The sequence below is a fragment of the Thermomonas mangrovi genome (assembly GCF_028201335.1).
In the GTDB taxonomy this organism is placed as follows: Bacteria; Pseudomonadota; Gammaproteobacteria; order Xanthomonadales; family Xanthomonadaceae; genus Thermomonas; species Thermomonas mangrovi.
The window spans coordinates 602,054-626,173 of record NZ_JAPEVV010000001.1 but is presented as its reverse complement, the minus strand read 5'-3'; the positions used below and the strand labels follow the sequence as shown (position 1 = coordinate 626,173).

At 66.7% G+C, this 24,120-nt stretch carries 32 protein-coding genes; all 32 read left to right on the top strand.

Annotated elements, in window-relative coordinates; all coding sequences use genetic code 11:
- Complete coding sequence (locus ON759_RS03000) at nucleotides 1-282, top strand: hypothetical protein (RefSeq protein WP_271678858.1); 282 nt, start codon at nucleotides 1-3, stop codon at nucleotides 280-282.
- 78 nt (nucleotides 283-360) lie between these two features.
- Nucleotides 361-663 carry a hypothetical protein gene (locus tag ON759_RS02995; RefSeq protein WP_271678857.1) on the top strand — a complete coding sequence of 101 codons (303 nt, stop codon included), beginning with the start codon at nucleotides 361-363 and terminating at the stop codon, nucleotides 661-663.
- A gap of 68 nt (nucleotides 664-731) precedes the next feature.
- Entirely contained in the window at nucleotides 732-1,391 is a 660-nt protein-coding gene (locus ON759_RS02990) for a DNA-methyltransferase (protein ID WP_271678856.1), read from the top strand.
- Nucleotides 1,392-1,973: 582 nt separating this feature from the next.
- On the top strand, nucleotides 1,974-2,333 hold the full coding sequence (locus ON759_RS13980; RefSeq protein ID WP_425608428.1) for an HNH endonuclease: 360 nt from the start codon (nucleotides 1,974-1,976) through the stop codon (nucleotides 2,331-2,333).
- Between the two features lie 253 nt (nucleotides 2,334-2,586).
- Nucleotides 2,587-2,961: a M15 family metallopeptidase gene (locus ON759_RS02985; protein ID WP_271678855.1), complete on the top strand. Its 375-nt coding sequence runs from the start codon at nucleotides 2,587-2,589 to the stop codon at nucleotides 2,959-2,961.
- A complete protein-coding gene (locus tag ON759_RS02980; RefSeq protein WP_271678854.1) occupies nucleotides 2,958-3,404 on the top strand; it encodes a hypothetical protein in 447 nt (148 codons plus the stop codon). The genes ON759_RS02985 and ON759_RS02980 overlap by 4 nt, the downstream gene beginning before the upstream one ends.
- Nucleotides 3,395-3,727 carry a hypothetical protein gene (locus tag ON759_RS02975; protein ID WP_271678853.1) on the top strand — a complete coding sequence of 111 codons (333 nt, stop codon included), beginning with the start codon at nucleotides 3,395-3,397 and terminating at the stop codon, nucleotides 3,725-3,727. Before ON759_RS02980 ends, ON759_RS02975 begins: the two co-directional genes overlap by 10 nt.
- Nucleotides 3,717-4,280, top strand: coding sequence for a hypothetical protein (locus ON759_RS02970; RefSeq protein ID WP_271678852.1), 564 nt, complete (start codon nucleotides 3,717-3,719; stop codon nucleotides 4,278-4,280). The genes ON759_RS02975 and ON759_RS02970 overlap by 11 nt, the downstream gene beginning before the upstream one ends.
- Nucleotides 4,280-4,528 carry a DUF2188 domain-containing protein gene (locus ON759_RS02965; RefSeq protein WP_271678851.1) on the top strand — a complete coding sequence of 83 codons (249 nt, stop codon included), beginning with the start codon at nucleotides 4,280-4,282 and terminating at the stop codon, nucleotides 4,526-4,528. Before ON759_RS02970 ends, ON759_RS02965 begins: the two co-directional genes overlap by 1 nt.
- A 59-nt stretch (nucleotides 4,529-4,587) precedes the next feature.
- On the top strand, nucleotides 4,588-4,719 hold the full coding sequence (locus ON759_RS02960; RefSeq protein ID WP_271678850.1) for a hypothetical protein: 132 nt from the start codon (nucleotides 4,588-4,590) through the stop codon (nucleotides 4,717-4,719).
- 89 nt (nucleotides 4,720-4,808) lie between these two features.
- Nucleotides 4,809-5,138 carry an HNH endonuclease gene (locus ON759_RS13975; RefSeq protein WP_425608427.1) on the top strand — a complete coding sequence of 110 codons (330 nt, stop codon included), beginning with the start codon at nucleotides 4,809-4,811 and terminating at the stop codon, nucleotides 5,136-5,138.
- A 124-nt stretch (nucleotides 5,139-5,262) separates the two neighbouring features.
- The gene (locus ON759_RS02955) at nucleotides 5,263-5,676 is read left to right on the top strand and encodes a hypothetical protein (RefSeq protein WP_271678849.1); all 414 of its coding nucleotides are present in this window, start codon (nucleotides 5,263-5,265) and stop codon (nucleotides 5,674-5,676) included.
- Nucleotides 5,676-7,343, top strand: a complete 1,668-nt coding sequence (locus ON759_RS02950; protein WP_271678848.1) for a terminase large subunit — start codon at nucleotides 5,676-5,678, stop codon at nucleotides 7,341-7,343. The genes ON759_RS02955 and ON759_RS02950 overlap by 1 nt, the downstream gene beginning before the upstream one ends.
- 56 nt (nucleotides 7,344-7,399) lie before the next feature.
- Nucleotides 7,400-8,671: a phage portal protein gene (locus ON759_RS02945; protein ID WP_271678847.1), complete on the top strand. Its 1,272-nt coding sequence runs from the start codon at nucleotides 7,400-7,402 to the stop codon at nucleotides 8,669-8,671.
- Nucleotides 8,668-9,444: a head maturation protease, ClpP-related gene (locus ON759_RS02940; protein ID WP_271678846.1), complete on the top strand. Its 777-nt coding sequence runs from the start codon at nucleotides 8,668-8,670 to the stop codon at nucleotides 9,442-9,444. The genes ON759_RS02945 and ON759_RS02940 overlap by 4 nt, the downstream gene beginning before the upstream one ends.
- Before the next feature lie 70 nt (nucleotides 9,445-9,514).
- Nucleotides 9,515-10,738, top strand: a complete 1,224-nt coding sequence (locus tag ON759_RS02935; RefSeq protein ID WP_271678845.1) for a phage major capsid protein — start codon at nucleotides 9,515-9,517, stop codon at nucleotides 10,736-10,738.
- Between the two features lie 71 nt (nucleotides 10,739-10,809).
- Nucleotides 10,810-11,004: a hypothetical protein gene (locus ON759_RS02930; protein WP_271678844.1), complete on the top strand. Its 195-nt coding sequence runs from the start codon at nucleotides 10,810-10,812 to the stop codon at nucleotides 11,002-11,004.
- A 4-nt stretch (nucleotides 11,005-11,008) separates the two neighbouring features.
- A complete protein-coding gene (locus tag ON759_RS02925) occupies nucleotides 11,009-11,512 on the top strand; it encodes a head-tail connector protein (RefSeq protein WP_271678843.1) in 504 nt (167 codons plus the stop codon).
- Nucleotides 11,509-11,859, top strand: coding sequence for a head-tail adaptor protein (locus ON759_RS02920; RefSeq protein WP_271678842.1), 351 nt, complete (start codon nucleotides 11,509-11,511; stop codon nucleotides 11,857-11,859). The genes ON759_RS02925 and ON759_RS02920 overlap by 4 nt, the downstream gene beginning before the upstream one ends.
- Complete coding sequence (locus ON759_RS02915) at nucleotides 11,849-12,349, top strand: HK97-gp10 family putative phage morphogenesis protein (protein WP_271678841.1); 501 nt, start codon at nucleotides 11,849-11,851, stop codon at nucleotides 12,347-12,349. Before ON759_RS02920 ends, ON759_RS02915 begins: the two co-directional genes overlap by 11 nt.
- Complete coding sequence (gene gp17, locus ON759_RS02910) at nucleotides 12,346-12,705, top strand: tail completion protein gp17 (protein WP_271678840.1); 360 nt, start codon at nucleotides 12,346-12,348, stop codon at nucleotides 12,703-12,705. Before ON759_RS02915 ends, gp17 begins: the two co-directional genes overlap by 4 nt.
- A gap of 85 nt (nucleotides 12,706-12,790) precedes the next feature.
- Nucleotides 12,791-13,279 carry a phage tail tube protein gene (locus ON759_RS02905; RefSeq protein WP_271678839.1) on the top strand — a complete coding sequence of 163 codons (489 nt, stop codon included), beginning with the start codon at nucleotides 12,791-12,793 and terminating at the stop codon, nucleotides 13,277-13,279.
- Nucleotides 13,280-13,362: 83 nt separating this feature from the next.
- On the top strand, nucleotides 13,363-13,689 hold the full coding sequence (locus tag ON759_RS02900) for a phage tail assembly chaperone family protein, TAC (RefSeq protein WP_271678838.1): 327 nt from the start codon (nucleotides 13,363-13,365) through the stop codon (nucleotides 13,687-13,689).
- Nucleotides 13,690-13,769: 80 nt separating this feature from the next.
- Complete coding sequence (locus tag ON759_RS02895; protein WP_271678837.1) at nucleotides 13,770-13,985, top strand: hypothetical protein; 216 nt, start codon at nucleotides 13,770-13,772, stop codon at nucleotides 13,983-13,985.
- Nucleotides 13,982-16,267, top strand: coding sequence for a hypothetical protein (locus ON759_RS02890; protein ID WP_271678836.1), 2,286 nt, complete (start codon nucleotides 13,982-13,984; stop codon nucleotides 16,265-16,267). Before ON759_RS02895 ends, ON759_RS02890 begins: the two co-directional genes overlap by 4 nt.
- Entirely contained in the window at nucleotides 16,260-17,447 is a 1,188-nt protein-coding gene (locus ON759_RS02885; RefSeq protein ID WP_271678835.1) for a hypothetical protein, read from the top strand. The genes ON759_RS02890 and ON759_RS02885 overlap by 8 nt, the downstream gene beginning before the upstream one ends.
- Complete coding sequence (locus ON759_RS13930) at nucleotides 17,437-18,264, top strand: phage BR0599 family protein (protein WP_271678834.1); 828 nt, start codon at nucleotides 17,437-17,439, stop codon at nucleotides 18,262-18,264. Before ON759_RS02885 ends, ON759_RS13930 begins: the two co-directional genes overlap by 11 nt.
- Nucleotide 18,265: 1 nt before the next feature.
- Nucleotides 18,266-18,652, top strand: coding sequence for a hypothetical protein (locus ON759_RS02875; protein ID WP_271678833.1), 387 nt, complete (start codon nucleotides 18,266-18,268; stop codon nucleotides 18,650-18,652).
- Between the two features lie 210 nt (nucleotides 18,653-18,862).
- Nucleotides 18,863-22,420 carry a phage tail protein gene (locus tag ON759_RS02870; RefSeq protein WP_271678832.1) on the top strand — a complete coding sequence of 1,186 codons (3,558 nt, stop codon included), beginning with the start codon at nucleotides 18,863-18,865 and terminating at the stop codon, nucleotides 22,418-22,420.
- Nucleotides 22,420-22,800 carry a hypothetical protein gene (locus ON759_RS02865; protein ID WP_271678831.1) on the top strand — a complete coding sequence of 127 codons (381 nt, stop codon included), beginning with the start codon at nucleotides 22,420-22,422 and terminating at the stop codon, nucleotides 22,798-22,800. Before ON759_RS02870 ends, ON759_RS02865 begins: the two co-directional genes overlap by 1 nt.
- Before the next feature lie 3 nt (nucleotides 22,801-22,803).
- Nucleotides 22,804-23,607: a hypothetical protein gene (locus tag ON759_RS02860; RefSeq protein WP_271678830.1), complete on the top strand. Its 804-nt coding sequence runs from the start codon at nucleotides 22,804-22,806 to the stop codon at nucleotides 23,605-23,607.
- Nucleotides 23,604-24,119 carry a galactose-binding domain-containing protein gene (locus ON759_RS02855; protein ID WP_271678829.1) on the top strand — a complete coding sequence of 172 codons (516 nt, stop codon included), beginning with the start codon at nucleotides 23,604-23,606 and terminating at the stop codon, nucleotides 24,117-24,119. The genes ON759_RS02860 and ON759_RS02855 overlap by 4 nt, the downstream gene beginning before the upstream one ends.
- The last annotated feature ends 1 nt before the right edge of the window (nucleotide 24,120 follow it).

The following is a 24,120-nucleotide window of genomic DNA, read 5'->3' as shown; positions in this document are numbered from 1 at the left end:
ATGACCACGATGTACCGGGTTCGCTGGGCGCGGATCGAGGCCTTTGAAGTGCTGCGAACCACTGAAAAGCAGGTTGTTCTTCCAAACCCGCACAGGAAGGGCGGCGAGGAACGCGAGGCAAAAGAAACGGAGTGGTACACCTGGCACGAAACATGGGAAGCCGCCCACGCTCGAATTGTTGCCGATGCACAAAAGAAGGTGGACAACCTTCGGCAGCAGCTTGAGCGCGCGAACGGCGAACTCAGCAGCGCGAAGGGCATGAAGCCGCCTAACGCCAAGTGAAGCCGCCGCGCCGGCACAGCACGATTTCACCGCAAGACCGAAGCGCGGTCGGCTTGCACGTCACGTTAGGTGGGCACAATGATCGAGATTACCGTCAAGCTGGACGAGAAGGACGTTGAGGCGGCATGCGCGAAAGCATGGGCCGAAGCATTTGCAGGCCCGGGCTACAACAGCCGCAGCGGCGGCCCTGGCTATGAGCGCGTCCGCCAGCAAGTAATCGACCACGCGCTGGGACTTGACTTGTCCGTGCAGATCGCACGAGTCGCGGAGCGCAAGCTGGCACTGGTAGTCGAAGAAGTTGTATCCGACATGTTGCGCGAGAGCGTGCGGAAGCGCGCCAAGCAGATGCGCGCCGAGGGGCAGTTGGCACTGCCCACCTAACGACAAGTTAAGCCGGGCCGGAACGGCCTCGGCTTGAACGCAATGTTATACGGCCAACTGGAGAAACAATGGCTGAGAAAGTGACAATCGGTAATGCGGAACTCTGGCACGGCGACTGCTCAGAAGTGCTGCCGCTATTGCCCCGCTTTGACCTGATCCTTACTGACCCGCCGTATGGGATTGGCGAGGCTGCCGGAAAGAACAAAAGCCGGGGCAAGATCGCAACCGCGAAAGACTACGGCAACGACGATTGGGACAGCGCGCCGCCGCCCAGGTGGGTTATTGAGATGATGCGGGCACGGGCTGATTGGCACATTTTCTTTGGCGGGAATTACTACGAACTTCCCCCGGCGAAGTGCTGGCTTGTTTGGGACAAAGACAACGGAGATTCCGATTTTGCGGATTGCGAACTTGCCTGGACAAACCTGCCGAAAGCGGTACGCCGGAAAAAATGGAGGTGGGCCGGGATGCTGCAAGAAAACATGGCCCGCAAAGAAGAGCGCGAGCATCCGACACAGAAGCCCGTGCCGGTTATGGAGTGGGCAATCACTCAGGCGCCGCCAAGCGTTATGACGATCTGCGACCCATTCATGGGTAGCGGCACAACCGGCGTGGCTTGCGTGCGGATGGGAAAGCAGTTTGTCGGGATTGAACGCGAGCGCAAGTATTTCGACATTGCGTGCGAGCGCATCGAGAACGAGCAGCGGCAATGCCGCATGGCCGTATAACACCTGAGTTAAGCCGCGCCGCAACGTGATGTAGCCGAAGCGGACAGCAGCGAATGCGGGAAAGCTACCACGACGCCGCGAAGCGGCGTCGGCTTGAACGAATTGTTAGCTGGGAGGCCAGCCGTTGATCGCTCTTCGTCCGGTTGCAACCAAGGCCAATTCTGGTGGCGCTTGGTCCGGGCCGGCAAGCCGCTCTAGCGAGAGAAAATGGCGTCTGCTCTTGGCATAAATGCACAGCGCAGGAAATGCCCGTGATCCTGGGCATTGTCACTGAACTCAAAGTGCTGAACCCAACTCTGGCCCCAGCTAACTACCTTTAGACCTCGCAAATCCAGAATATGCCGCCGCTGTTCAGGCAATCGCTAGCAGCGACGCGCGGATCACGGGACGCAGGCTGTTTTATTCCGCACATTTGCGAGTGTGTGGTTATTCAACGAGATAGGCGATTGAGTGGAGCGGCGGCTGATCATCACGGGGTATTGACATGTGGGCCAAGAAGACCCCATGATTCCGGCATCGTGTGATACATGCCTCTGAAGCCCTGGCCAAAAGCCGGGGTTTCTTGCGTCTGGAGTCCGGTAAATGGGTCGGAAAGTCCACATCGTCACGAATGTGGATAGAGATTCTCAGGTCGGAGACTGCGCTCACTGCGGCCCGTCGGTGCCGCTAAAACGCATGACACCAGGAACGCCAGGGAAGTGGCGTTGTCGAAAGGCATATCGCGAGAACAACCGCGAGAACAGGAATAGACGGGCCCGAAAGCATCGCGGGACGTATCTGGTGGACAAGGCGAGCAAATGTCCCCGATGCGGTTTCGAGGCAAGTCACCCTGCGCAGATGGATGTTCACCACAAGAATCGAGACCACAGCGACAACCGACCGGAAAACCTCGAAATCATTTGCGCCAATTGCCACCGGCTGGAGCATGCCGAAGGTAACTGAAACGCTAAACGCTTGCACATTGCCCGCCCGCAGACCGCCACTCCGGCTCCTCGTCAGCGCCTAACCGTCTGGACGGAGGCGGGCACCCTACAACCGAACCCTGCTGGTAGCCGTCTCCCCACGCGCTGCCCACGGTTGCCCCTGTGCCGTCAGTCGCAGGGGCGTTATCTCTGGAGCCGCTATGTCCATGCAAACGAGGCTGGCTGGCGTCTCGCTTCGTCGCCTACAGGGCGTACATCCCGAGCTGGTGAAGGTGGTCCACGCAGCATCGCTGCTGTCACCGATGCCGTTCCTGGTCGTCGAGGGTGTACGCACCGAAGCGCGCCAGCGCGAGTTGTACGCGCAGGGCCGCACCGCCCCGGGCCGCATCGTGACCTGGACGATGAAGAGCAAGCACATCCCGGGTGCCGATGGACTTGGCCACGCCGTGGATCTCTGCCCGATCGGCGCCGGCGGAAAGCCCGACTGGAACAACGTCAACGGGTTCCTCGAGATCGGCAAGGCGATGATGAACAGCGCGATGCGCCTCGGCGTTCCGCTGCGCTGGGGCTGGGACTGGGACGGTGACCGCAAGCTGCGCGAGAAGGGCGAGACCGACGGCCCCCACTTCGAGTTGGCCGCGCCGTGATCGGATCGACCACTGTGGCAAAGGGCGCCGGCGCCGTGGCCACCGCCGCTACGGTTCTGCCGGCCGCGACCATCATCGGTGCCCCGGAGCCGGTCATCGTGGTGGCGATGCTGGGATCGCTGCTCGGCCTGAAGTTCGCCAACCCGACCAAGCTGGGACCCCTACGCAAGCGCCCCGCCGGCAAGACCGCCCGGGCGCAGGCGTTGTGGCTCCTGCGCTGCGCGGTGTTCATCGCAGCGACGTGCGCCAGCGTGACGTTCATCGCGTCCCTGGCCGCCATGTTCCTGAACCAGACCACGTTCATGGGCGTCGATATCCGTGCCGCGGACCCGCGGTTGGTGGCAGGACTGCTCGCGGCTGGCGGCGTCAAGGCGATCGACATCGCCTTCGCCCGCTTCCGCTCGGGCGATGTCGGCGGCGCAGGGGGTCCGACGTGGAACTGACGATCAACGTCGTGTGCGCCATGGTGATCCTCACCCAGATGGCGCTCGAGCTCGGATTCTCGCGCCCGCGCCGGTGGGACTTGCCGGCCGTCGCAAGGCTGGCCATCCGCTTGACGCTCGCCGCCGGCGCGCTCGGCGTGATCGCCAACCTGCTGTACGGGACGGGTGGCGCCGCATTGGAAGAGGTACTCATCAACGCGGCAGTGGCGTTGGTGTGCGTGGCGCGCTTCGTCAGGATGTCCCACCTGTTCGCAGCGTCATGCCCACACGACTGGCTCCCTGGCGGCATTTCATGCCACGACGAGGATCGACATGGTCATTGACCCCATCCGCGCCGCCGTCGCGCCGTATGCCGCGCTGATCAAGGCCATCGCCGTGGTGCTGGTGCTGATGCTGGTGTTCGCGTTGGGCTGGAACCGTGGAGCGGACCGCTGGCAGGGCAAGTTCGACGGCGAGGTGGCCGCGCACAAGGCCACGAAGGCCGAGTTCAAGCGCATGACCCGAGACCTGGCCGATCGCACGAAGGCGCTGGCCGAACAGGCGAAGGCCGCGAGCACGGCAGCCAAGGCAGCCCGCAAGACCAACGACCAACGATTCGAGGATGCCGAACGTGAAGCCGACCGTGCGAAGCGCAACCTGCGCGATGCTCTGCGCCGTGGCACTGGCCCTGTGCGCCTGCGCGACGAATGGACCTGTGGTCGCCCCGGAGCCGGCGAGGGTGACGCTGCCGCCCCTGCCGGCGGACAAGATGCAGCCGCCGACCTTCGAGCAGCAGGCGCGGCGGATCTTGTTGCAGCCGGCAAGCGCGCCGACAACTGGATCACCTGGCTCCAGTCCGAACTGATCTCCACCCGGACGGCCTGCGGGATTCCGTGATGACCCGAGACCTGTACATCGTCCTGCCGGCCAAGGCGGGCGACGAGAAGCCCTGGAAGCTGACCCGCAACGGCGAGCCGATGGGCTTCCACAACACCCAGCAGGGTGCGATCGACTGCGCCGTCCTGCTGTGCCGCAACCGCCTGAAGCTGCTGGGCAAGCTGGCCGAGCTGCAGATCCACGGGCGGGACGGCCAGATCAAGGACAAGCGCACCTACGGCGACGACCCGCCGGAAACGAAGGGCTGACCGATGAAGCGCAACACGCTGACGCTGGCCATCTGGGCGGCGCTGTACGGCCGCGGCCGGTGACCGGGCTGATGTACTGGACCGGGGTGGCAGTGCTGGGCATCGCGCTGTGCGCGTTCGCCATCGGTCTCTACCGCCTGGGGTTCGCGCTGAACGAGTGGAGGAAGGGCAATGGCCTGCGATGGATGTGAGCGCCGCCGCCAGATCATGAAGGCGGTGAAGGAGAAGGCGATGGCCCACGCGGCCCGCCTGCTGCACCTGCGCCGCGGAGGGAGCCCCGATGGCACGACTCAGGACGCTACCCCCACGGGTGGCGAAGGCACCGATGCGGCTGGCACCAGCCCCCGAGCAGAACAGGCAGGCGACACGCGCCCTGCACACGGGAAGCGCGGCATGGGCAAGGCTGCGCCACGCAGTGCTGGCAAGGGACGCGCACCGGTGCAAGGCGTGCGGAAGGCTCGTGGCGGGGCGTAGCGCCCACGTCGACCACATCGACGGCAACAGCCACAACAACACCATGACCAACATGCAGACCCTGTGTCATGAGGGACACAGCAGGAAGACCACCGCTGAGCAGGCTGGCAAGGCCTGGGACGGCCGGTGTAGCTGAACAGGGTAGGGGGAGGGCAAAAGTTCGGCGAACGTCGCCGATCCGGCACGCCCGCCCTCTCATTCGCAGGTTTTTTTCCCGCGGTTCGTGAAATCGCGGCAATGGCATCGACAGGGGAACAACGATGGCAAGGCCAGACCACAAGCCGACGGCTGCTCAGCGGCGTCGCGTGGAGATCGCAGCGGGCGGCGGCATGTCGCACGAGGGCATTGCCCAGGCGCTGAAGATCGACCCGAAGACGTTGCGGAAGCACTACGCCGTCGAGCTGGCGTCTGGCGCGAACCTGAAGCGGATGCAGGTGCTGGAGTCTCTGTTCTCGCAGGCAAGGAAGGGCAGCACCAGCGCGGCGCGGGCCTATCTGGCGCACGCGCCTGAGTTCGAGCCGATCGCGGAGCCGGCGAAGGACGAGGAAGCGAAACCGGAGCCGAAGCTGGGCAAGAAAGAGCAGGCGAACCGAGACGCGGTCGGCGCTGAGGCCGGCACGGGCTGGGATGACCTGCTGCCGAAGGGTGTCACGCCGATCCGCAAGACGGCCTGATGCTCGACCTGTCCTGCCCGGACTGGCGCGATCGCCTTCGCGCTGGTCGGTCTTTGGTGCCTGATCTGGCGCTTCCGGATGCCGATGCTGGCGACCGGGCCGTGTCGGTGTTCAATCGTCTGCGCCTTGCTGACGTGGTCGGGACGCCGACGATGGGCGAGGCCGGCGGCGAGTGGTTCCGCGACATCGTGAGGGCGCTGTTCGGCGCCGTGGATCCGGTCACGAAGGCCAGGGCAATCCGCGAGCTGTTCCTGCTGGTGCCGAAGAAGAACAGCAAGACCACGAACGGCGCGCTGCTGATGCTGACGGCGCTGCTGCTGAACCAGCGTCCGAATGCACCATTCCTGCTGACAGCGCCGGTGCAGAAGACGGCGGAGGAGGCGTTCTCGGCCATCGCAGGCGCGATCGCGCTTGACCCGGTGCTCGAGGCGAAGCTCCACGTCCGCGACCACCTGAAGCAAGTGGTGCACCGCGAGACGAAGGCGCGGCTCGAGGTGATGACGTTCGACCCGGCGATCATCACCGGACGCAAGGTGGTAGGGGCGCTGATCGATGAATTGCACGTCCTGGGCAAGATGCCACGGGCGGCGAAGGCGATGGTGCAGCTGCGGGGCGGCATGGTGCCGTTCCCCGAGGCGTTCCTCGCCACGATCACGACGCAGTCGGACGAGCCACCGGTCGGGGTGTTCGCGGACGACCTCGAGCGCGCCCGCGCGGTTCGTGATGGCACCCGACAGTCGCCGGTGCTGCCGGTGCTGTACGAGTTCCCGATGGAGGAGCAGACCGCGGCGGATAAGCCGTGGCGCGATCCGGCCAATTGGCCGATGGTCACGCCGAACGCAGGCAGGTCCATCGAGATCGAGCGGCTGGTCGCTGAAGCTGCGGACGAGGAGGCGAAGGGGGAGGCGACGTTCCGCATCTGGGCGTCGCAGCACCTGAACATCCAGATCGGCCAGGCGCTGGCCATGCACGGCTGGGCCGGCGCCGAGTTCTGGGAAGTGCAGGCCGAGCGGGTCGAGTTCGAAGACCTGCTGACGAGGTGCGAGGTCATCACCGGCGGCGTTGACGGTGGCGGTCTGGACGACCTGCTGGGCGCCGCGCTGGTGGGCCGGGAGATCGGCACCGGCCGCTGGCTGCTGTGGACGCGGGCATGGGCGCATCCGTCCGTGCTGGAGCGCCGCAAGTCGGAGGCCGAGCGCCTGCGCGGGTTCGAGAAGGACGGACACCTGGTGCTGGTCGACCACATCGGCGACGACGTCGAGGAGCTGGCCGACATCATCGGGCGGGTCGAGAAGGCGGGGCTGCTGAATCTGGTGGGCGTCGACCCGGCCGGCATCGGGCAGGTGCTGGATGCGCTGGCTACTGCCGGCGTTCCGGCCGAGAAGGTGGTGGCGGTATCACAGGGGTGGCGCCTGTCTGGCGCGATCAAGACGGCCGAGCGCAGGCTCGCCGAAGGTGCGCTGGTGCATGGCGGGCAGCCGCTGATGGCCTGGTGCGTGTCGAACGCGAAGGTCGAACCGAAAGGGAACGCCATGCTGATCACGAAACAGGCCAGCGGCACGGCGAAGATCGACCCGCTGATGGCGGCGTTCAACGCGATCGAGCTGATGTCGCGGAACCCGGCATCGAACAGCGGCCGCATCGAGCAGGGGTTTGTGTCGCTATGAGCCGAACGACTGGAACCGCCATCGCTGCGCGCGAACGACTGTCTGCAGCGGTCGCGATGGATCGCGCCATCGCCGTGCACAACCAGCTCGAATACGCCGACGTCCCGTCCTCGGATGCCGTCCGCATGGGCGAGATCTTCGGCGAATACCCCAGCGTATCCGGTGCGGTGGTGAACGAATCGACCGCGATGCGGGTGTCTGCGGTCTATGCCGGCGTCCGCCTTCTGGCGGGCGCGGTGGCGACGACGCCGTGCAGCTTCTACCGGCGCACTGATGACGGTCGCGAAAGCGCGAACGGGCACGACTACTGGTGGCTGTTCAACGAACAGCCGTGCGGTCGATTCAGTGCGGCGACGTTCTGGGAATTCATCACCATGCAGTCGCTGCTGCGTGGTGACGGCATCGCGTACATGGTGCGGGCGAACCGCTACTCGGCACGGGTGACCGATGTCATCCCGGTGCCGCGTAGCAATGTCGACATCATCCGCGTCGGCGATCGCCTGCTGTATCGGATCTACGACCAGCTGGCCGATGGGACGTGGGGATACTTCACCGCGACCCAGGACGATGTCCTGCATTTCTCCGGCTTCGGGTTCAACGGTGTGCACGGCATGTCGGTGATCCAGTGGGGCGCGAAGCAGGCAATCGGCATCGCGATCAAGGCGGACGAACACGCAGGCGCGACGTTCGCAGGCGGCGCGTCGGTGCAGTACGCGGTGAAGGTGCCTGCGGGCAAGACGATGACGCGGGACATGCAGGATGAATTCCGCCATGCATGGGTCGCGAAGTACGGAAGCGGCGTCGGACACAGCAAGATTCCGCTGATCCTGACCGAAGGACTGGACGTCTCCGAACTGTCGATGACCTCGGTCGACGCGCAGCTGCTGGAATCGCGCCGCTACGGGGTCGAGGACATCGCACGAGCGTTCGGCATTCCGCCGCACATGATCGGCTCCGCGAACGTGACGGCATGGGGAACCGGCATCGAGCAGATGGGACTCGGCTTCCTGAAGTACGCGGTTCGACCGCACCTGACGCGCTGGCAGCAGGAAATGAATCGGAAGCTGTTCCCGATCCGCGATGCGGTGTTCCTCGAGTTCAACGTCGACGGTCACATGGAAGGCGACAGCAAGGCCCAGGCCGAATACTTCGGCAAGGCGCTGGGCGGACCGGGCGCGCTTGGCTGGATGACCGTCAACGAAGTGCGACGCCTGAAGAACCTGCCGGCGCTGCCCGGCGGCGACGTCCTGTTCGATCCGGGCAAGGCCGCGAAGCCCGACAACCCGAAGCCGGCCGCGCCGGATGAACATCTGGAGCCAGACGCATGACCCGCCCGCATACCCGCCTGCTCGCGCTGCAGGCACAGAACAAGGCCGCTCCGCGCGCCTACCGGATCGAGAATGCCGAGAACGAGGCGACGATCTACCTGTACGACGTCATCGGCTACGACTGGTGGACTGATGGCGGCATCACCGCGCTGCAGTTCGCCGCTGACCTCAACGCGCTGCGCGGCGTCGGGACGATCCACTTCCGGTTCAATTCGCCGGGTGGCGACGTGTTCGACGGTCGAGCGATCTGCGCCGCGATGGACGCGCATCCGGCGAAGAAGATCGGCCACGTCGACGGCTGGGCCGCATCGGCGGCCAGCTTCATCCTGATGCACTGCGACGAGGTCGAGATCACGCAGGGCGCGATGATCATGATCCACAACGGCTGGACCCTGGCCGCTGGCGACAACCGTGTGATGACCGACACCGCATCGCTGCTGATGAAGATCGACGGCGCGATCCAGGATGACTACGCGCGCCGCGTGTCAGCCGACCGCGAGCAGGTGGTCGACTGGATGAACGCCGAGACGTGGTTCACCGCCGACGAAGCTGTCGCGCACGGATTCGCCGACCGCATTGCCGATGGCGACGCTGCGAAGGCCCGAGCAGCGTGGAACGTCGCGGCATACGCGAACGCGCCGAAAGCCGGCGCCGAACCCGAGCCCGAACTCGAGCCGGTGGCCGAGACGGACGACACGGACACCACGAACGCGGAGGCCGACCACGCGCACCGACTGCGCCAGGTCGAAGTCGCCGCACTGAATCCCGCGTAGGAATCGCTCCCGCGCTGGCCCCCGAACCCCGCATCCGCTGGGTTTTTCATTTCCAAACGAGGAAACAACCATGAGCAAGTCGATCCAGGCTCTGCGGGAGCGTCATGACGCACTGGCCCGCGAAGTGAAGAACATCGTCGACCAGAACCCGGGCGCGACGTGGAACGCCGAACACCAGGCCACCTACGAGGACAAGATGGGCGAGATCGAGAACGTCCGCGCGGAGATCCGCCGGATGGAATCGGTCGCAGCCCTGGACGTCGAGAACGCAGCCCGCGACGCCGGCGTGACCGTCGGCGATGCGCCGGCTGCCGCTGCCGCGCGCAGCCCGATGTTCGCGAAGTGGATGCGTGGCGGCGACCAGGCGCTGACCGCTGCGGAGTGGACGGCCGTCCGGAACACCATGTCGACCGGCACCGGTTCCGAGGGTGGCTACACCGTCGAGACCAGCGTCGCTTCGGAGCTGATCAAGGCGATGAAGCAGTTCGGCGGCATGCGTGACGCGGCCACCGTGTTCGCCACCGGCCAGGGCAATCCCATGAGCTGGCCGTCGATGGACGATACCGGCAACACCGGCGAACTGATCGCCGAGAACACCACGGCCACCGCCCAGGATGCAGCGTTCGGCACCGTGTCGCTGAACACGTACAAGTTCAGCTCGAAGGTGGTCACGGTTCCGATCGAGCTGCTGCAGGACTCGCAGGTCGACATCGAGGCCGTGGTGATCGCGCTGCTGGCCGAGCGCCTGGGCCGCGTGCAGAACACCTACTTCACCACCGGCACCGGCACCTCGCAGCCGCGCGGCATCGTGACCGGCGCCGCATCGGGCAAGGTCGGCACCACCGGCCAGACCACGACCGTGATCTACGACGATCTGGTCGACCTGGAACATTCGGTCGATCCGGCCTACCGCAACGCGCCGGGCGTCGGCTTCATGATGAACGACGCCAGCCTGAAGGTGATCCGCAAGCTGAAGGACACCCAGGGCCGTCCGATCTTCGTGCCGGGCTACGAGACCGGCTCCCCGGGATCTGCACCGTCGACCCTGCTGGGCCGTCCGATCTACATCAACCAGGACATCGCCACGATGGCGGCGAACGCGAAGTCGATCCTGTTCGGTCGCCTGAACAACTACCGCATCCGCGACGTCATGGCGGCCCAGGTGTTCCGGTTCACCGATTCGGTCTACACGAAGCTCGGCCAGGTCGGCTTCCTCGCGTGGCAGCGCGCGGGCGGCAACCTGCTCGACGTGTCCGGCGCGACGGTGAAGTACTACCAGAACAGCGCGACCTGATCAGCAGCGCAACCTGATGCAGCAACCCGAATGGGCGGCCTCGTGCCGCCCATTCTTTCGAGGGCACGAAGATGGCGAACACGAAGAAGCCGGCAGCGAAGTCCGCGGCGAAGAACGGCGACATCGAGGCGCTGGTTCTGGTCGACTGCGAGCACGGCAAGTGCGGCGAGGTGAAGACGTTCGACGCCGATCTGGCCGCCACCCTGGTGCGGACTGGCGTCATCGATCCGCATCCGAACGCGGTCGCGGCGCACCGGAAGGCCTGAGCCCATGCTGATCGCAACCGCGGCTGCAACCGGTGAACCGGTCTCCGTCGCCGACGTGAAGGCCCAGCTGCGCGTCACCCATTCGTCGGACGATGCACTGCTGTCCAGCCTGATCACCTCGGCGCGCGAGTTCATCGAGCAGTTCACCGGTCGCGCGCTGGCGGCTGCCTCCTATCGCTACAGCGGCAAGCTGAAGCTGCTGCCGCTGTGGCCTGCCACGCTGGACTCCATCGCCGGGCTTGAATCGGACGGGATCACCTGGACGACGCTGGCCGAGGGCGACGACTTCACCTACGACGCGGACACGAACCGGATCGTCGGCAGCGACTACTGCACGCACCTGGTCGAGTTCACCACCGCGCCAGGTGACGCGATCCCCCAGCCGCTGAAGGACGCGATCATCCTGCGGGTGCAAGCGGACTACGAGGGCGAGAACGGATCGGCGGAACGCTACCGCGATGCTGCGGCGACGCTGGCATGGCCCTACCGGATGAACCTCGGCGTATGAACCCGCAGGCGCTGCGCCACCGGATCACCGTTCAGCGGAAGACCGCCACGGTTGACACCGGCACGGGCTACCCCACGGAAGGCTGGACGAACCGGATCGCGAACGAGCCCGCGGACTGGAAGGCCGGGCCGGGGCGCGAGTACCTGGCGAGCGAGGCCACACGCGCGACTGTGACCGGACGGTTCACCGTTCGCCTGCACGCTGGCACCGCGGCGATCACCGCCGGCGACCGCGTGCTGTGGGATGGGCGTGCATTCGAGATCAAGGCGAGGCCAATGCCAGACGAGACAGCACGCCGGTGGCTGATCCTGCTCGTGGCGGAGGAGGACGACTTCAATGTCGAGTGATACCGTCACCATCCAAGGCCTCGACGACGTGGTGCGCCGCCTGAAGGCGCTGGGTGCCGAGGCGTCGAAGCGCGGCGGTCCGGTCGGTGCTGGCGTTCGTGCTGGCGCGAACGTCATCCGCAAGGAAATGCAGGCGAACGTGGGCAGGATCGTGGCCACCCCGAACAAGGGCGGCGGCGACGAGTCCACCGGCCTGCTGGAGAAGTCGATCAAGTCGCTACGGGCGAAGGCGCGCCGCGACGGGATGAAGGGCGAGACCTACATCGTGACCGTGCCCAAGCGGGCGCGGTATCCGGTCACCGAGAAGACCCCAAGCGGGATCGGCGTGGCCACGGTCGGCAAGATGCTGGAATACGGCACCTCGAAGCGCAAGGCGATGCCCTGGGCGCGCCCGGCGTTCCATGCGAAGAAGGGCGAGGCGCTGAAGGTGATGACCGACACCACCCTGAAGGCAATCGAGCGCCTGGAGCGCAAGGTGGCGGCGAAGTGATCGCGGACATCGTCTATCCGGCGCTGTCCGGCCATGCTCCGCTGGCAGCGATCGCCGGCACCCGGATCCATCGCGACTATGCGGGCGACGCCCCTGTGGCGCCCTACGTCGTGTGGACGCTGCTGGCGACCGTTCCGGCGAACCACCTGGCCAGCACGCCTCCGGCCGACCGCTACAGCGTCGCGGTCGACGTGTTCAGCGCAGACCGCGCGCAGTCCGATGCGCTGCTGGTCGCCGCCCGCGATGCGATGGAGGCGATCGGCAGGATGACCAGCGGCCCGCAGTCGCTGGGGCGCGACCCTGATTCGAAGCTCTACCGGTACACCTTCACCGTGGACGTGTTCCGGAACCGATAGCCGCCGCAAGGCAGCGCCACAAGCCCGCCTCGCGCGGGCTTTTTCATGCCTGCCCGGCAGGCTCCTACCCTCAGAGGAAACCCAAATGGCTGATGACATCTTCGATAGCGAGGGCAGTGAGCTGTACCTGTCCCTCGACGGTTCCACCGTGCTCGCGTTCGACTGCCCGACCGGCATGTCCGGCTTCGGCTTCTCGGCCGGCGAGCGCGACAGTTCGTGCCTGAACGAGACCGTCGGCAAGTCCAAGCCCGGCAAGCGCAAGCTGAACAACCCGACGATCCAGTTCCGCGTCACGAAGGGTTCCGAGGCGCACCAGTTCCTGCTGGCGCTGTCGGAGGAGGGCGAACCGAACCCCGAGATCCTGTACGCGGTCGGCTGGTCGGACGGCACCGCCGATCCGACGATCAGCGGCGGCGCGTTCGTCGCCCCTGGCACCGGCCCGTCCTGGACCCGCACCTGCACCGTGGGCAGCTGCTACGTGTCCGCCGTGTCCTTCGACTTCGCCGAGGGCCAGGACGTCATGGGCAGCTTCACCTTCATGCCGCAGTCGCAGCAGACGATCTGGAAGCCGTAACGGCTTAGGCGATCACCGATCTTCGGGCGGTCTGTGGGCGGCCTCGCCTCCGTTCCCGCGCCCACCCCCAAGGCGAGAACACCATGATCGACTTCAAGAAGTACAAGGCCACCCCCAAGGTGCAGCGCAAGGACATCACCGTGCGCGGCGAGAAGGACGAGGTGTGGGTCAAGCGCCTTCCGGCGCTGGACCTGCGTCACTTCCACGCGGAGCAGATGTCCGACGACATCGCCGTCCGTGCACAGGCCGGCTTCACCGCGCTGGCGAAGTCCATCTGCGATGCGGATGGCAAGCCGGCGACGACCTACGACGAGCTGAAGACCCTCGACGCGGACCTGCTGCGCGAGCTGATCCGGGTCTTCCAGGAAGTGAACACGGGCGAGGCTGACCCCGAGCTGGGAAACGCCTAGCCGCGCAAGGCGAGGAGTGGCTGTGGGGAATCCTCGCCCTGCGCTTCGGTCGGACCATCGGCGAGCTGTCCGAGGTCCTGATGCCGGACGAGCTCGAGTTCTGGCGGCAGTGGAACCTGATCTACCCGCTGGACGACCTGCACCGCATCTACAAGCCGGCCGCCCTGATCGCCAGCGTCCACGGCGGCAAGGACGCCTATTCGGCCGCGCTCGACTTCCTGTCGCCTGACCCGAAGAAGTCCCTGAAACCCCGCCGCCTGCGCCCTGCGCGCGTGATCCGGAGCAAACCCGCATGAGCCTCGGCAGCATCATCGTCCGCCTGCAGATGCAGACGGGCACCTTCGAGACCGACGTCGGGCGGGCGGCGAAGGTCGCGGAGCGTCGCGCGAAAGAGATCGATGCCGCGTTCCGGAAGGCTGGCAACGCCATCGGCGCCGCATTGGGTGCCGGCCTGCTGGCGGCTGGTGTCGCGCTGAAGTCCACCGTGGACCGGATGGACGAGGTGTCGAAGGCTGCCCAGAAGGTCCAGATGCCCACCGAGGCATTCAGCCGGCTGGTGTACGCCGGCAGCCTGGCGGACGTGCAGATGGAGACGCTGGTCTCCTCGATGGGCAAGCTCACGAAGGCTCAGGCCGCATCGCTGAAGGACACCAGCGAGCAGGCCCGGGTCTTCGATGCGCTGGGCATCAGCGCGAAGAACGTCGACGGTTCGCTGCGCCCTGCCAGCGACGTGCTGCTGGAGTTCGCCGACCGGTTCAAGGCGCTGGACGGATCGCCCGAGGCGATGGCGGCAGGCTTCGCCCTGTTCGGCCGGTCGTTCCAGGAGATGATCCCGCTGATCAAGGACGGCTCTGGCGCGATGCGCGAGCTGTTCGCGGAATCGGACAAGCTGGGCGCGACGCTGTCGACCGACACCGGCAAGGCTGCCGAGGAGTTCAACGACAACATCACCCGGATGCAGACCAGCGTCAGCGGCGCGGCGATGGAGATCGCCAGCGGGATGCTGCCGCAGTTGAACCAGATGACCGGCGACATGGTGGCCGCGTCTAAGGAAACCGACAACCTTCGCAGTTTTGGCGAGGGACTTGCGACTGTGATGTCTGCGGTCGGAAGCGTCATGACTGTCACTGCAAACGCTGCCAGGACCCTCGGAATCACGGCCGCAGCCGCGATCGAACAGGGCTCTGCCATGTATGAGCTTTACCGGAACATCGGAACGCTCGGATTGGCAGATGGTTCGGTAAGCGGTGCCTTCAATCGTGGCAAGGCCAATTCCGCGCTCTTTCTCCAGTCGATGAAGGAGACGTGGGGTAGTGCGCCTGCGCCTTCCAAGTCCGCTCCGAAGGTATTGTTTGCTGGCATCGATCCAGAGCCGACCGGAATGTTCCGCACGTCGCAGGATGCGGCTGCAGCGAGTCGTGAATCTGACGCGATGCGTCGTCGCCTGCAGGCCGCGCTCGGCGGTGCTGCCACTTCGAAGAAGTCCGGAGCCAAGCCGAAGAAGGACGAGCTGACCGAGGAGCAGAAGGCCGCCAAGGCGCTGAACGACGAATACCTGCGCACGCTGGACACCATGCGCGAGCGGGTCGGCCTGATGGGGCTGGAAACCGAGGCCGCGCGGACGCAATGGGAGGTCGAAAACGGCCGCTTCCGTGACCTCGATCCGAAGCTGAAGGCCGCGCTGGTCGCCGAGGCCGCGCTGTACGACGCGAAGGAGAAGGCGATCGAGCAGGCGGAAGCCGAGAAGCGCGCACGCGATGACGCGCAGCGCGGCTACCAGGATGCGATCGATGCCATCCGTGCCGAGGCCGAGACCCTCGGCATGACGAATGAGCAGCTCGAGATCTACAACCGGCTGAAGCAGGCCGGCGCCGGCATCACGGACTCGATGCGCCAGTCGATCATCGCCGAGACCGAGATGCTGCAGCAGCAGAGCCAGTTGATGGGCGACCAGATCTTCGCGATGGACGCGGCGCGCGATTCCGCCCGCGGATTCCTGCAGGACCTGGCGCACGGCGCGAGCCTCTGGGACGCGATGACCGATGCGGTGCTGAACTTCACGGACGCACTGATCGACCTCGCCAGCCGGCGCCTGATCGAGCAGATCCTCGGGCAGTCTGGAAGCTCCAGCGGCGGCATGTTCGGCGGCGGATTCTTCAGCTTCCTCGGCAGCCTGTTCGGTGGCGGTGCAGGCGGTTGGAGCGGATCGCTCATGGGCGCCGGTGCTGGCGGGTCCACGCTCGGCAGCGGCCTGCTGGCCGCCTTCCCGGGCGGCTTCAAGCCGTTCGCCTTGGGCGGCTACACCGGCCCTGGCGGCATGAACGAGGTGGCGGGCGTCGCCCACCGCGGCGAGGTGATCTGGTCGAAGGGTGACGTGGCCCGCGCCGGCGGCCCCGGCGTGGTGGATGCCATGCGCCGCGGTGCTCCGGCCAAGGCCAACAACCGCCGGCAGCGAATCATCCTCGTGGACAACATGCGCGACGCGCGCGCTCTGCTGAGTGGTCCGGAAGGGCGCGACGCGATGATCAAGCACGTCGGCGAGAACCCCGGCATGTTCAAGGAGCTGATCCTTGGCTGACGAGGCGACCCTGCCTGTGTTCAGCGTCTGCCCGAACGATGGCGACGGCGCGCTGATGGAACGGCTGATCTTCCGCACCGACGTGCTGGATGCCCAGGACGCCAGCGAGCAGCTGCGCGGGACGCGCTACACCCCGCGCCGGCTGTTCGAGTATGAAATGTTCCTCGAGGATGACGTGCGCCGGTTCATGGCGTCGCGGGCCTTCGGGAACGGCGGTGGCCGCTGGCAGCTCCCCGTATGGGTGGATGGCGTCGCGCTTGGCGCCAGCCTGCCGTCCGGCAGCACGGCGGTGGCGATCGACACCAGCGACCGGGAGTTCGTGCCCGGGTTCGCGGTGATCGTCGGCGACGACGCGACCGAGTCCGAGCTGCTGGAAGTGACCGCGGTGGACGGCAGCGGCCTGACGGTCGAACCGACCACGCGGACGTGGCCAGCCGGCAGCATGGTCTATCCGGCGGTGGTGGCGCGCTTCGACGGCCCGTGGACAACGCAGGCATTCACCACCGGCGATGCGTTCGGCACCGCGCGGCTGGTGTGCGCACAGGCCAATCCGTTCGCGTCGGTCGCCCCGTCGACCACCTACCGCGGACTCCCGGTGTTCAGCCTGTGCCCGCGTGCGAACGAGCCTGAATCTGGCGTCGGCCGCGTGCTGGACAGCTTCGACGACGACCTCGGTATCCCCGCAGTGTTCGACATCGCCGAGCTGGCCATCCCCACGCAGTCGGTCATGGTCACCGCCGAGGGGCGCGAGGAAGCCGCCGAGCTTCGGTCGCTGATCTACTGGCTGGACGGAATGCGCGGCGTGCTCTGGTTTCCGACCTACCAGCAGGACCTGCGGGTGGTGGCGAACATCGGCAGCAGTGCCACGCAGATCACCGTGGCGGCCTGCAACTACACCCTCGACGTTGCGATGGCGCTGAACCGCCGCGACATCCGCATCGAGACGTGGGGCGGGGCGGTCTACCACCGCCGCATCACCGCCTGCGCCGCGCCCGGCGACGGCACCGAACTGCTGACCATCGACAGCGCGCTGGGTGCCGCGGTGGCCGTGGCCGACATCAAGCGCATCAGCTTCCTGCAGCTGGTCCGCAGCGACAGCGACATCTTCGAACTGGCGTGGTGGACGGGCGAGACCGTCGACTGCGCGATGACCTTCAAGGCGGTGCGTCGTGACGTTTGACGGGCGAGAGCAGAGCTTCAACGAAGGCCGGCCGTTCAATGCGGCCCTGTTCGCCTGCGGCAGCTATGCGCTGCGGGTGTGCGCGGCCGACACCGCGCAGACCGCCGGCGGGCACACGTGGGACCCGTGGCCGATCACCTTTCCGGCCATCGTCCAGGCCAGCGAGATCAACCGCAACGACCTGCGGCTGACCGTGCCGGCCACGTTCCCCATCGCCCAGCTCTGGCTGCAGGCGCCGCCGGCCGCGACGATGCTCTGCATCCTGTATGACGCGCACTTCGGTGAATCGGAGATGCGCGAGTCCTGGACCGGGCACGTCGGCAACGTCTCCTTCAGCGGCGGCGCCACCGCCGAGATCATGCTGGCCAGCGGCATCAACGCCATGAAGGGCGTGGGTTTGCACCGCGTCGTGCAGCGCCATTGCGGGCACAGCATCTACTCCGCGGATTGCGGCATCCCGCTGGACCCGGAAGGCCCGTTCGCCACCGCAGGAACCGTCGACGACAGCGGCGGCAACTGGATCGAGGCCAGCGAGTTCGCGGCGCTGGATGACGGCTGGCTGGATGGCGGCGTCCTGCAGTGGACGCACGCCAGCGGCATCCCGGACTGGCGGCGGATCAAGTCGCACGTCGGCAACCGCCTGACCCTGGCGTGGCCGGCGCGCATCCCGGACGGCACCGCGGTGGTCGCGCACGCGGGCTGCAACAACACGCCGGACCACTGCGGTCCGAAGTTCGACAACCTGCCGAATTACGGCGGGCTCTGGCACTTCAAGACGAAGAACCCCTTCGAAGGCCTGCAGGGGCCGCTCTACTGACATGCGCAGCCTGACCAATACCCTCCGCGCGCTCGCGCTGTCCGCCGCCATCGGCATCGCCATGCTGGCATGGCAGGCCGGGCACGCGCCGCCGCGCTTTGTGCTGAACGCCGACGGCAGCGTGATGACGTTCAACGGCAAGCCGGTGGCGCGTCATGGTGCCTTCTGGGTGGACCTGGCGATCCTCGTGATCAGCTCGCTGATCCAGTACGCGCTGGCGCCCAAGCCGCCGAAGCCGAAGCCCGCCGCACTGGAGGACTTCGACATCCCGCAGGCGCAGATGGGGCCGCCGTTCGCCATGATCTTCGGCGAGGTGCTGGACGAAGCGCCGACGGTGGGCTGGTACGGCGCGCTCACGAACAAGCCGATCAAGAAGGGCAAGAAGTGACAGGCCTGCGCGTCTACATGCGGCACGCGCGGCAGGCGTCCGTGCCAGGCGCAGGGATCACCTGCGCGAACGGGATCCGTGGATGGTGCGCAATGCACAGGATCGACCTACGTGAGCTTTCGCGTAGCGGTATCCCGGAAGAGCGAGTGGCGCTCATCAACGACGCATTCGCGCAGAAGGCGCTGGCGATCGCACGCAAGGAGGCAGGCTGTGGGGAGTAAGTCGCAGACCGTCGGCTTCAAGTACTACATGCCGATGCACATCGTGTCCGGCCTGTCGCGCGGCCCCACTGCGGCCGGCATCACCGTGCGCGATTGCATGTTCGAGTTCCGCGCCGGCGACCGCACGGCGTGGACCGGCGCGATCTACGAGAACGGCACCATCAGCGTGAACGCGCCTGACCTGTTCGGCGGCGACGAGAAGGAAGGCGGCGTCGTCGGATCGATGGATGTCATGTTCGGCGCGCCGGACCAGGGCGTGAATGCCTACCTGACCGCGCAGCAGGGCGACCCGCAATCCGCGCACCGCGGCCTGTTCTCGCTGGTGTGGAAGGGCGGGCAGGTGTGCAGCAACAACCCCTACCTGAAGCCGTGGGCGGTGGCGCGCCGGCGCATCACCGGCGGCTGGTACGGCGAGTGCTGGTATCCGGAGAAGGCGCCGATTCCGTTGGAGGATGGCGGCGCGACTGGCGGCGGCGTTGGCGTGCCTGCCGAGTTTGGCTACAACCTCGGCCAGCGGGCGTTGGTCACATCCCCGCCGCTCGGCCCGTCCTCGACCTTCACCGTCGAGATTGCGGAGGCCTATGGCTGGTCCTACACCGCGCTCGACGAGGCGTTCTGGTTCTGGCGTCCGAACGAATCCGGCCTGTTCTACGTCAAGGTATCCGGCGTAAGCAATGAAGTCGCTGTGCTGGCTCTTGTCGATGATGGGTGGCAGGTTGGCGAAACCGCACTGATGCGGTTTAACTCCGACGACCTTTACGTCGTGCTGCTCACGCTCGACGAAACCGAGCCGTATGCTCCGGACGGATATGGCTGGACGTTGGACCCGGTGCCGATCTCGACCTCGCTTGGCACCGTGCGCTTGTGGCAGGCGCCGATGGATGTCGTTGGCGAGAACAACCCATCCGTGGGCACTGACACCGGCGCCCGCTACTGCATGAACCCGGCGCACATCGTCTACCAGTGCCTGACCGATCCGAATTGCCTGGGCTACCCCACGGCCGTGATCGACGATGCCAGCTTCACCGCGGCCGCCGACCAGCTCTATGCCGAAGGCCTTGGCCTGAACCTGAAGTGGTCTAACCGCGAGACCATCGAGAACTTCATCGGCATCGTCTGCGACCACGCCGGCATGATCCTGCTGAAGGACCGCCGCACCGGCCTGTACAAGCTGCGCCTGCTGCGCGACGACTACGATGTCGAGGACCTGCGCGTCTTCACCCCGAGCAACAGCCGGATCGTGTCGCTGCAGCGCCCCTCGCCGGCCGACATCGTGAACGAGCTGCAGGTCACCTACACCGACTACAAGACCTTCAAGGAAGCGACCATCCCGGTGCGCGATGCCGCGGCGGTGCAGGCGATGGGCCGCATCGTGTCCAAGTCGCACAGTCTGACCGGTCTGCCCACAGAATCGCTGGCCGTGCGCTGCGGAGACCGCGACCTGGCCGCCATGACGCAGCCGCTGTGGCGGATCGACATGGCCTTCCTGCGCGACGCCGACGACCTGGAGCCGGGCGAGCCCTTCGTGCTGGACTACCCGGCCAGCGAGATCTTCCCCGATGGCCTGTACGTGGTCCTGCGGGTGGCCGACGAGATCAACTACGGCAACGCCGCGAACGGCAGCATCACCGCGAAGTGCGTGCAGGACGTCTTCAGCCTTCCGCTGGTCGGCAGCACCGGCAGCCTGCCGGATATCGACGACGGCAGCCCGGGAGATCCGGTGGCTGCGACGGCGCTGGTGTTCGAGGCCACCTATCGCGACCTGGCCGGCACCCTGACCGCGAGCGACCTTGCGGCACTGCCGGTGGATGCGGGCTACATCGCCGGCGTAGCCGTGCGCCCGAACGACGATCACCGCGGCTTTACCCTGGCCACCCGCATCGATCCGGCCGCCTACGCAGACGCCGCCGAGGGGCTGTTCAGCCCGTCGTGCACGCTGTCCGCCGACATCGCACCAGGGCAGACCGTGCTGCCTGTCACCGGGTGGACCGACATGGCTGGGCTGGACGTCGGCGAGCCGCTGATCATCGGCAGCGACGAGAACGCGGAATGGGTGCGCGTGGATGCGATCGCCGGCGACGGCAGCACCATCACCGTCGGCCGCGGCTGCGTGGACACCGTGCCGAAGCCGTGGCCGTCCGGCACCCGCCTGTGGGCATACGATGCCTTCGCCGCCGCCGACACCACGCAGTACATCGACGGCGAGACCGTCGACGCCAAGGTGCTGCCGCGGACGTCGTCCGCGCGCCTGCCGCTGGCCGATGCCGCCCTGATCCAGACCACGATGGCGCACCGCGCCGCGCGGCCGCTTCCGCCTGGCGGGCTGCTGCTCAACGATGCGCCGTTCTACGATGTCGGCGGCCCGGTGATCCCGTCGCCGCCTGGTGGCGGTGGCGGCGGCACCACGACCCCGAGCACGCCCCCGCCGTTGACGCCAGACGGCACCCCTGCCGACACCACGACGGGGCCGAACGGCGGATACGCAGACGATGCGCCGTACCCGATCCCTCCGCCGACCACGCTGGGCACCGACGTGCTGCCAGGCGGCGACTTCGGCGACCCGGCTGACCTTGGCCAGTGGCGCAACCGCGACGGCAGTGCGCTGGGCGCCGGATGGTCGCTGGTGGACGGCAAGCTGACCCACCTCGGCGGCGGCGTGGCGGCGGCCTACTGCTACGGCGCACGCCTGAGCCTGCCGATCTCGCCGATCCCGCGCTACACCGTGTCCGTCGAGATGGACGTGCAGTGCGACCCAAGCGTTGTGACCCGCGTCGGCATCGCCTGGGGCGTGTCGACCAACGGCGGCGCCCCCAACTACGTGGAGGCGAGCGAGGCCGCGACCTACCCGGCGGAGGTCACCGTCTCGCACGAGTGGACGCGCGTGGTCGAGCGCATTTCCATGCTGGGCGCCGGGACCATCCCGGTGGTCACGTTCATGCCCTACGTCGAACACACCGGCGTGCTGGGCGGATCGCTGGCCACCGTCGACAACGCGCACCTGGTCATCACCGAGGTGCCAACGCCGTCGACCCCGGAGACCCCGGACCACATCGACTTCGACGCAGGCCTGACCGGCTGGACGCTGTGGCCGGACCCGACGAGCGCCAGCCCGTATGCGCCGACGATGGCGGTGTCTGGCGGCGAGCTGTCGATGACCGTCACCAGCGAGTACTTCACCTACCGCTGGGTGATCTGCGACGACCCGCTGGTCGGCGCCGATGCGATCGGGAAGTACATCGGTGCGATGTTCGCTGCGTGGTGCAACGACGACAGCACCATCACCGATGCCACTGGAACGTACACCTTCGGAGGCGCCGCGTTCGGCGTGGCCACGAAGCTGCCAGGGCAGGATTACGTGCCATTCACCGGCTCGCTGCCGCAACGCGGTGACTGGACCGAGCGCGAGGCCTGGGTGCGGCAGATCCTTGACGAGACGAATGCGCCTGGGGTGACCACCCACGTCGCCATGCTGCTGCGTTGCAGCGTTGGCAAGATGGTCAAGGTGCGCAACATCCAGCCGCGCGTGACTGACGGGGTGATCGACTGATGGCGCTCACGCTCAAATGGGACAACCACCACCGCGTGCTGCAGGCCGACCAGCTGGTCGCCTACGACGACGGCGACACCGGACGCGAGGCTGGCCAGCAGACCGTGGTGGAGTGGCGCTGGCGCGCGGATCCAGGCGACGCATGGGGCGCTCCGGCAACGCAGATCATCGATGCGCCGCCGATCGCCACCTACGATCCGCCCGCCGATGGATGGGTGCAGGTCACGGTCTACAGCCAGCGCAACGGGCTGGCCAGCTGGCAGGCGCACCAAGGCGAGTTCTACGTCGTCGGCGGGGCGCCGGTTGCGCCTGGGCCACGCATCACCGACAGCGGCGACCGCCGCATCACTGACGCGGGCGATGTCCGCGTGACGGAGTAAACGATGGCCGATTACAAGATCAGCGACCTGAGCGCCAACGGCACCCTGACCGATGCCGACCTGCTGGAGCTCGAGCAGCCCGGCGAGACCGCAGGCACGCGCAGCCGTAAGATGACGCTGGCTTCGCTGCTCGCGTGGATCCTCGGCAAGACCCACGCGATGACCGCCGCGATCAACGAAGCCCGCGCGACCGCCATCGCATCCGCCAGTACCTGCGACATCGGCGCGGTCGCCGGCAACTTCGTGCACATCACCGGCACCACCCCGATCACCGCATTCGGCACGGTGCAGGCCGGAACGCGGCGCGTGGTGTGTTTCGACGGTGTGCTGACCCTGACCCACAACGGGACCAGCCTGATCCTGCCGACCGGCTCGAACATCACCACGGCCGCGGGCGACACCGCCGTGATGGTCTCCGAGGGCTCTGGCAACTGGCGCTGCGTCGGTTACCAGCGCGCCAGCGGAGCGGCATTGGTGGGGAGCAGCGCCGCGCCCAAGATCACCAGCACCGTCACCTCGAACACCATCACCCCGGACGGCGACACCGACCTGGTGCGGCCGTCGGCCTCGCTTGCTGCTGGGCTGACCATCGCCAACCCCGCGACCACGCCGGCGGATGGCGCTGGCTTCGTGGTCGACCTGATCGACAACGGCACCTCGCGCGCGCTCACGTGGGGCAGCAAATACGCCACCCGCATGGCCGCGCTGCCGACCGCGACCACTGCCGGCAAGCGCCACCGCATCGGCTTCGAGTACAACTCGGCCGACGACAAGCTCTATTGCATGTATGCGGCGGTCGCGCCGTGAAGCCCTGGGCCATGATGCGGCGCTTCGGCCAACCAGCTGCGGCTTCGAGTTCGCATCGCTACTGGCGAATCCTGATCACGGCGACCGACTCCAGTACGGCCTATGCTGGCTTCACCGAGATCGAACTGCGCGGCTCGGTTGGGGGCGCTAACCTGCTGAGCGTGCAGACAGTCGGCGGTGCCGCGTCAGCTAGCCGCGAGGTCAATCCCAGCAACGCGGCATGGCGCGCGACAGACCTATCGAACACGAGCGGCTTCCTTGCGGACCTTCCGGCCACTCCATTCCCGCAGTGGTGGAAGTACGACTTCGGCCACGCATCCCACGTCGGCAGCCCAACCGCAGACGTTCGGCAGGTGCTGATCCGCGGCAGCTACAACGTCCCGGGTGCGTCGCCTGAGGATTTCCAGCTGCAGTGGTCCGACGACAACACCACCTGGACTACGGTGATGACCGTAACCGGGCAAACCGGGTGGACCGGAGCCAGCGACGCCAGGACGTTCAACGTGCCGTGAT

Bases quoted from the DNA above. Each gene is read 5' to 3' on its own strand.
- ON759_RS02890 (WP_271678836.1), top strand. From the start codon at position 13,982: ATGAGCCTCGGCAGCATCATCGTCCGCCTGCAGATGCAGACGGGCACC.
- ON759_RS02930 (WP_271678844.1), top strand. From the start codon at position 10,810: ATGGCGAACACGAAGAAGCCGGCAGCGAAGTCCGCGGCGAAGAACGGC.
- ON759_RS02965 (WP_271678851.1), top strand. From the start codon at position 4,280: ATGACCCGAGACCTGTACATCGTCCTGCCGGCCAAGGCGGGCGACGAG.
- ON759_RS02920 (WP_271678842.1), top strand. From the start codon at position 11,509: ATGAACCCGCAGGCGCTGCGCCACCGGATCACCGTTCAGCGGAAGACC.
- ON759_RS02900 (WP_271678838.1), top strand. From the start codon at position 13,363: ATGATCGACTTCAAGAAGTACAAGGCCACCCCCAAGGTGCAGCGCAAG.
- ON759_RS02905 (WP_271678839.1), top strand. From the start codon at position 12,791: ATGGCTGATGACATCTTCGATAGCGAGGGCAGTGAGCTGTACCTGTCC.
- ON759_RS02895 (WP_271678837.1), top strand. From the start codon at position 13,770: ATGCCGGACGAGCTCGAGTTCTGGCGGCAGTGGAACCTGATCTACCCG.
- ON759_RS03000 (WP_271678858.1), top strand. From the start codon at position 1: ATGACCACGATGTACCGGGTTCGCTGGGCGCGGATCGAGGCCTTTGAA.
- ON759_RS02990 (WP_271678856.1), top strand. From the start codon at position 732: ATGGCTGAGAAAGTGACAATCGGTAATGCGGAACTCTGGCACGGCGAC.
- ON759_RS13975 (WP_425608427.1), top strand. From the start codon at position 4,809: ATGGCACGACTCAGGACGCTACCCCCACGGGTGGCGAAGGCACCGATG.
- ON759_RS02950 (WP_271678848.1), top strand. From the start codon at position 5,676: ATGCTCGACCTGTCCTGCCCGGACTGGCGCGATCGCCTTCGCGCTGGT.
- ON759_RS02915 (WP_271678841.1), top strand. From the start codon at position 11,849: ATGTCGAGTGATACCGTCACCATCCAAGGCCTCGACGACGTGGTGCGC.
- ON759_RS02925 (WP_271678843.1), top strand. From the start codon at position 11,009: ATGCTGATCGCAACCGCGGCTGCAACCGGTGAACCGGTCTCCGTCGCC.
- ON759_RS13980 (WP_425608428.1), top strand. From the start codon at position 1,974: ATGGGTCGGAAAGTCCACATCGTCACGAATGTGGATAGAGATTCTCAG.
- ON759_RS02955 (WP_271678849.1), top strand. From the start codon at position 5,263: ATGGCAAGGCCAGACCACAAGCCGACGGCTGCTCAGCGGCGTCGCGTG.
- ON759_RS02945 (WP_271678847.1), top strand. From the start codon at position 7,400: ATGGATCGCGCCATCGCCGTGCACAACCAGCTCGAATACGCCGACGTC.
- ON759_RS02935 (WP_271678845.1), top strand. From the start codon at position 9,515: ATGAGCAAGTCGATCCAGGCTCTGCGGGAGCGTCATGACGCACTGGCC.
- ON759_RS02875 (WP_271678833.1), top strand. From the start codon at position 18,266: ATGCGCAGCCTGACCAATACCCTCCGCGCGCTCGCGCTGTCCGCCGCC.
- ON759_RS02970 (WP_271678852.1), top strand. From the start codon at position 3,717: ATGGTCATTGACCCCATCCGCGCCGCCGTCGCGCCGTATGCCGCGCTG.
- ON759_RS02865 (WP_271678831.1), top strand. From the start codon at position 22,420: ATGGCGCTCACGCTCAAATGGGACAACCACCACCGCGTGCTGCAGGCC.
- ON759_RS02860 (WP_271678830.1), top strand. From the start codon at position 22,804: ATGGCCGATTACAAGATCAGCGACCTGAGCGCCAACGGCACCCTGACC.
- ON759_RS02995 (WP_271678857.1), top strand. From the start codon at position 361: ATGATCGAGATTACCGTCAAGCTGGACGAGAAGGACGTTGAGGCGGCA.
- ON759_RS02940 (WP_271678846.1), top strand. From the start codon at position 8,668: ATGACCCGCCCGCATACCCGCCTGCTCGCGCTGCAGGCACAGAACAAG.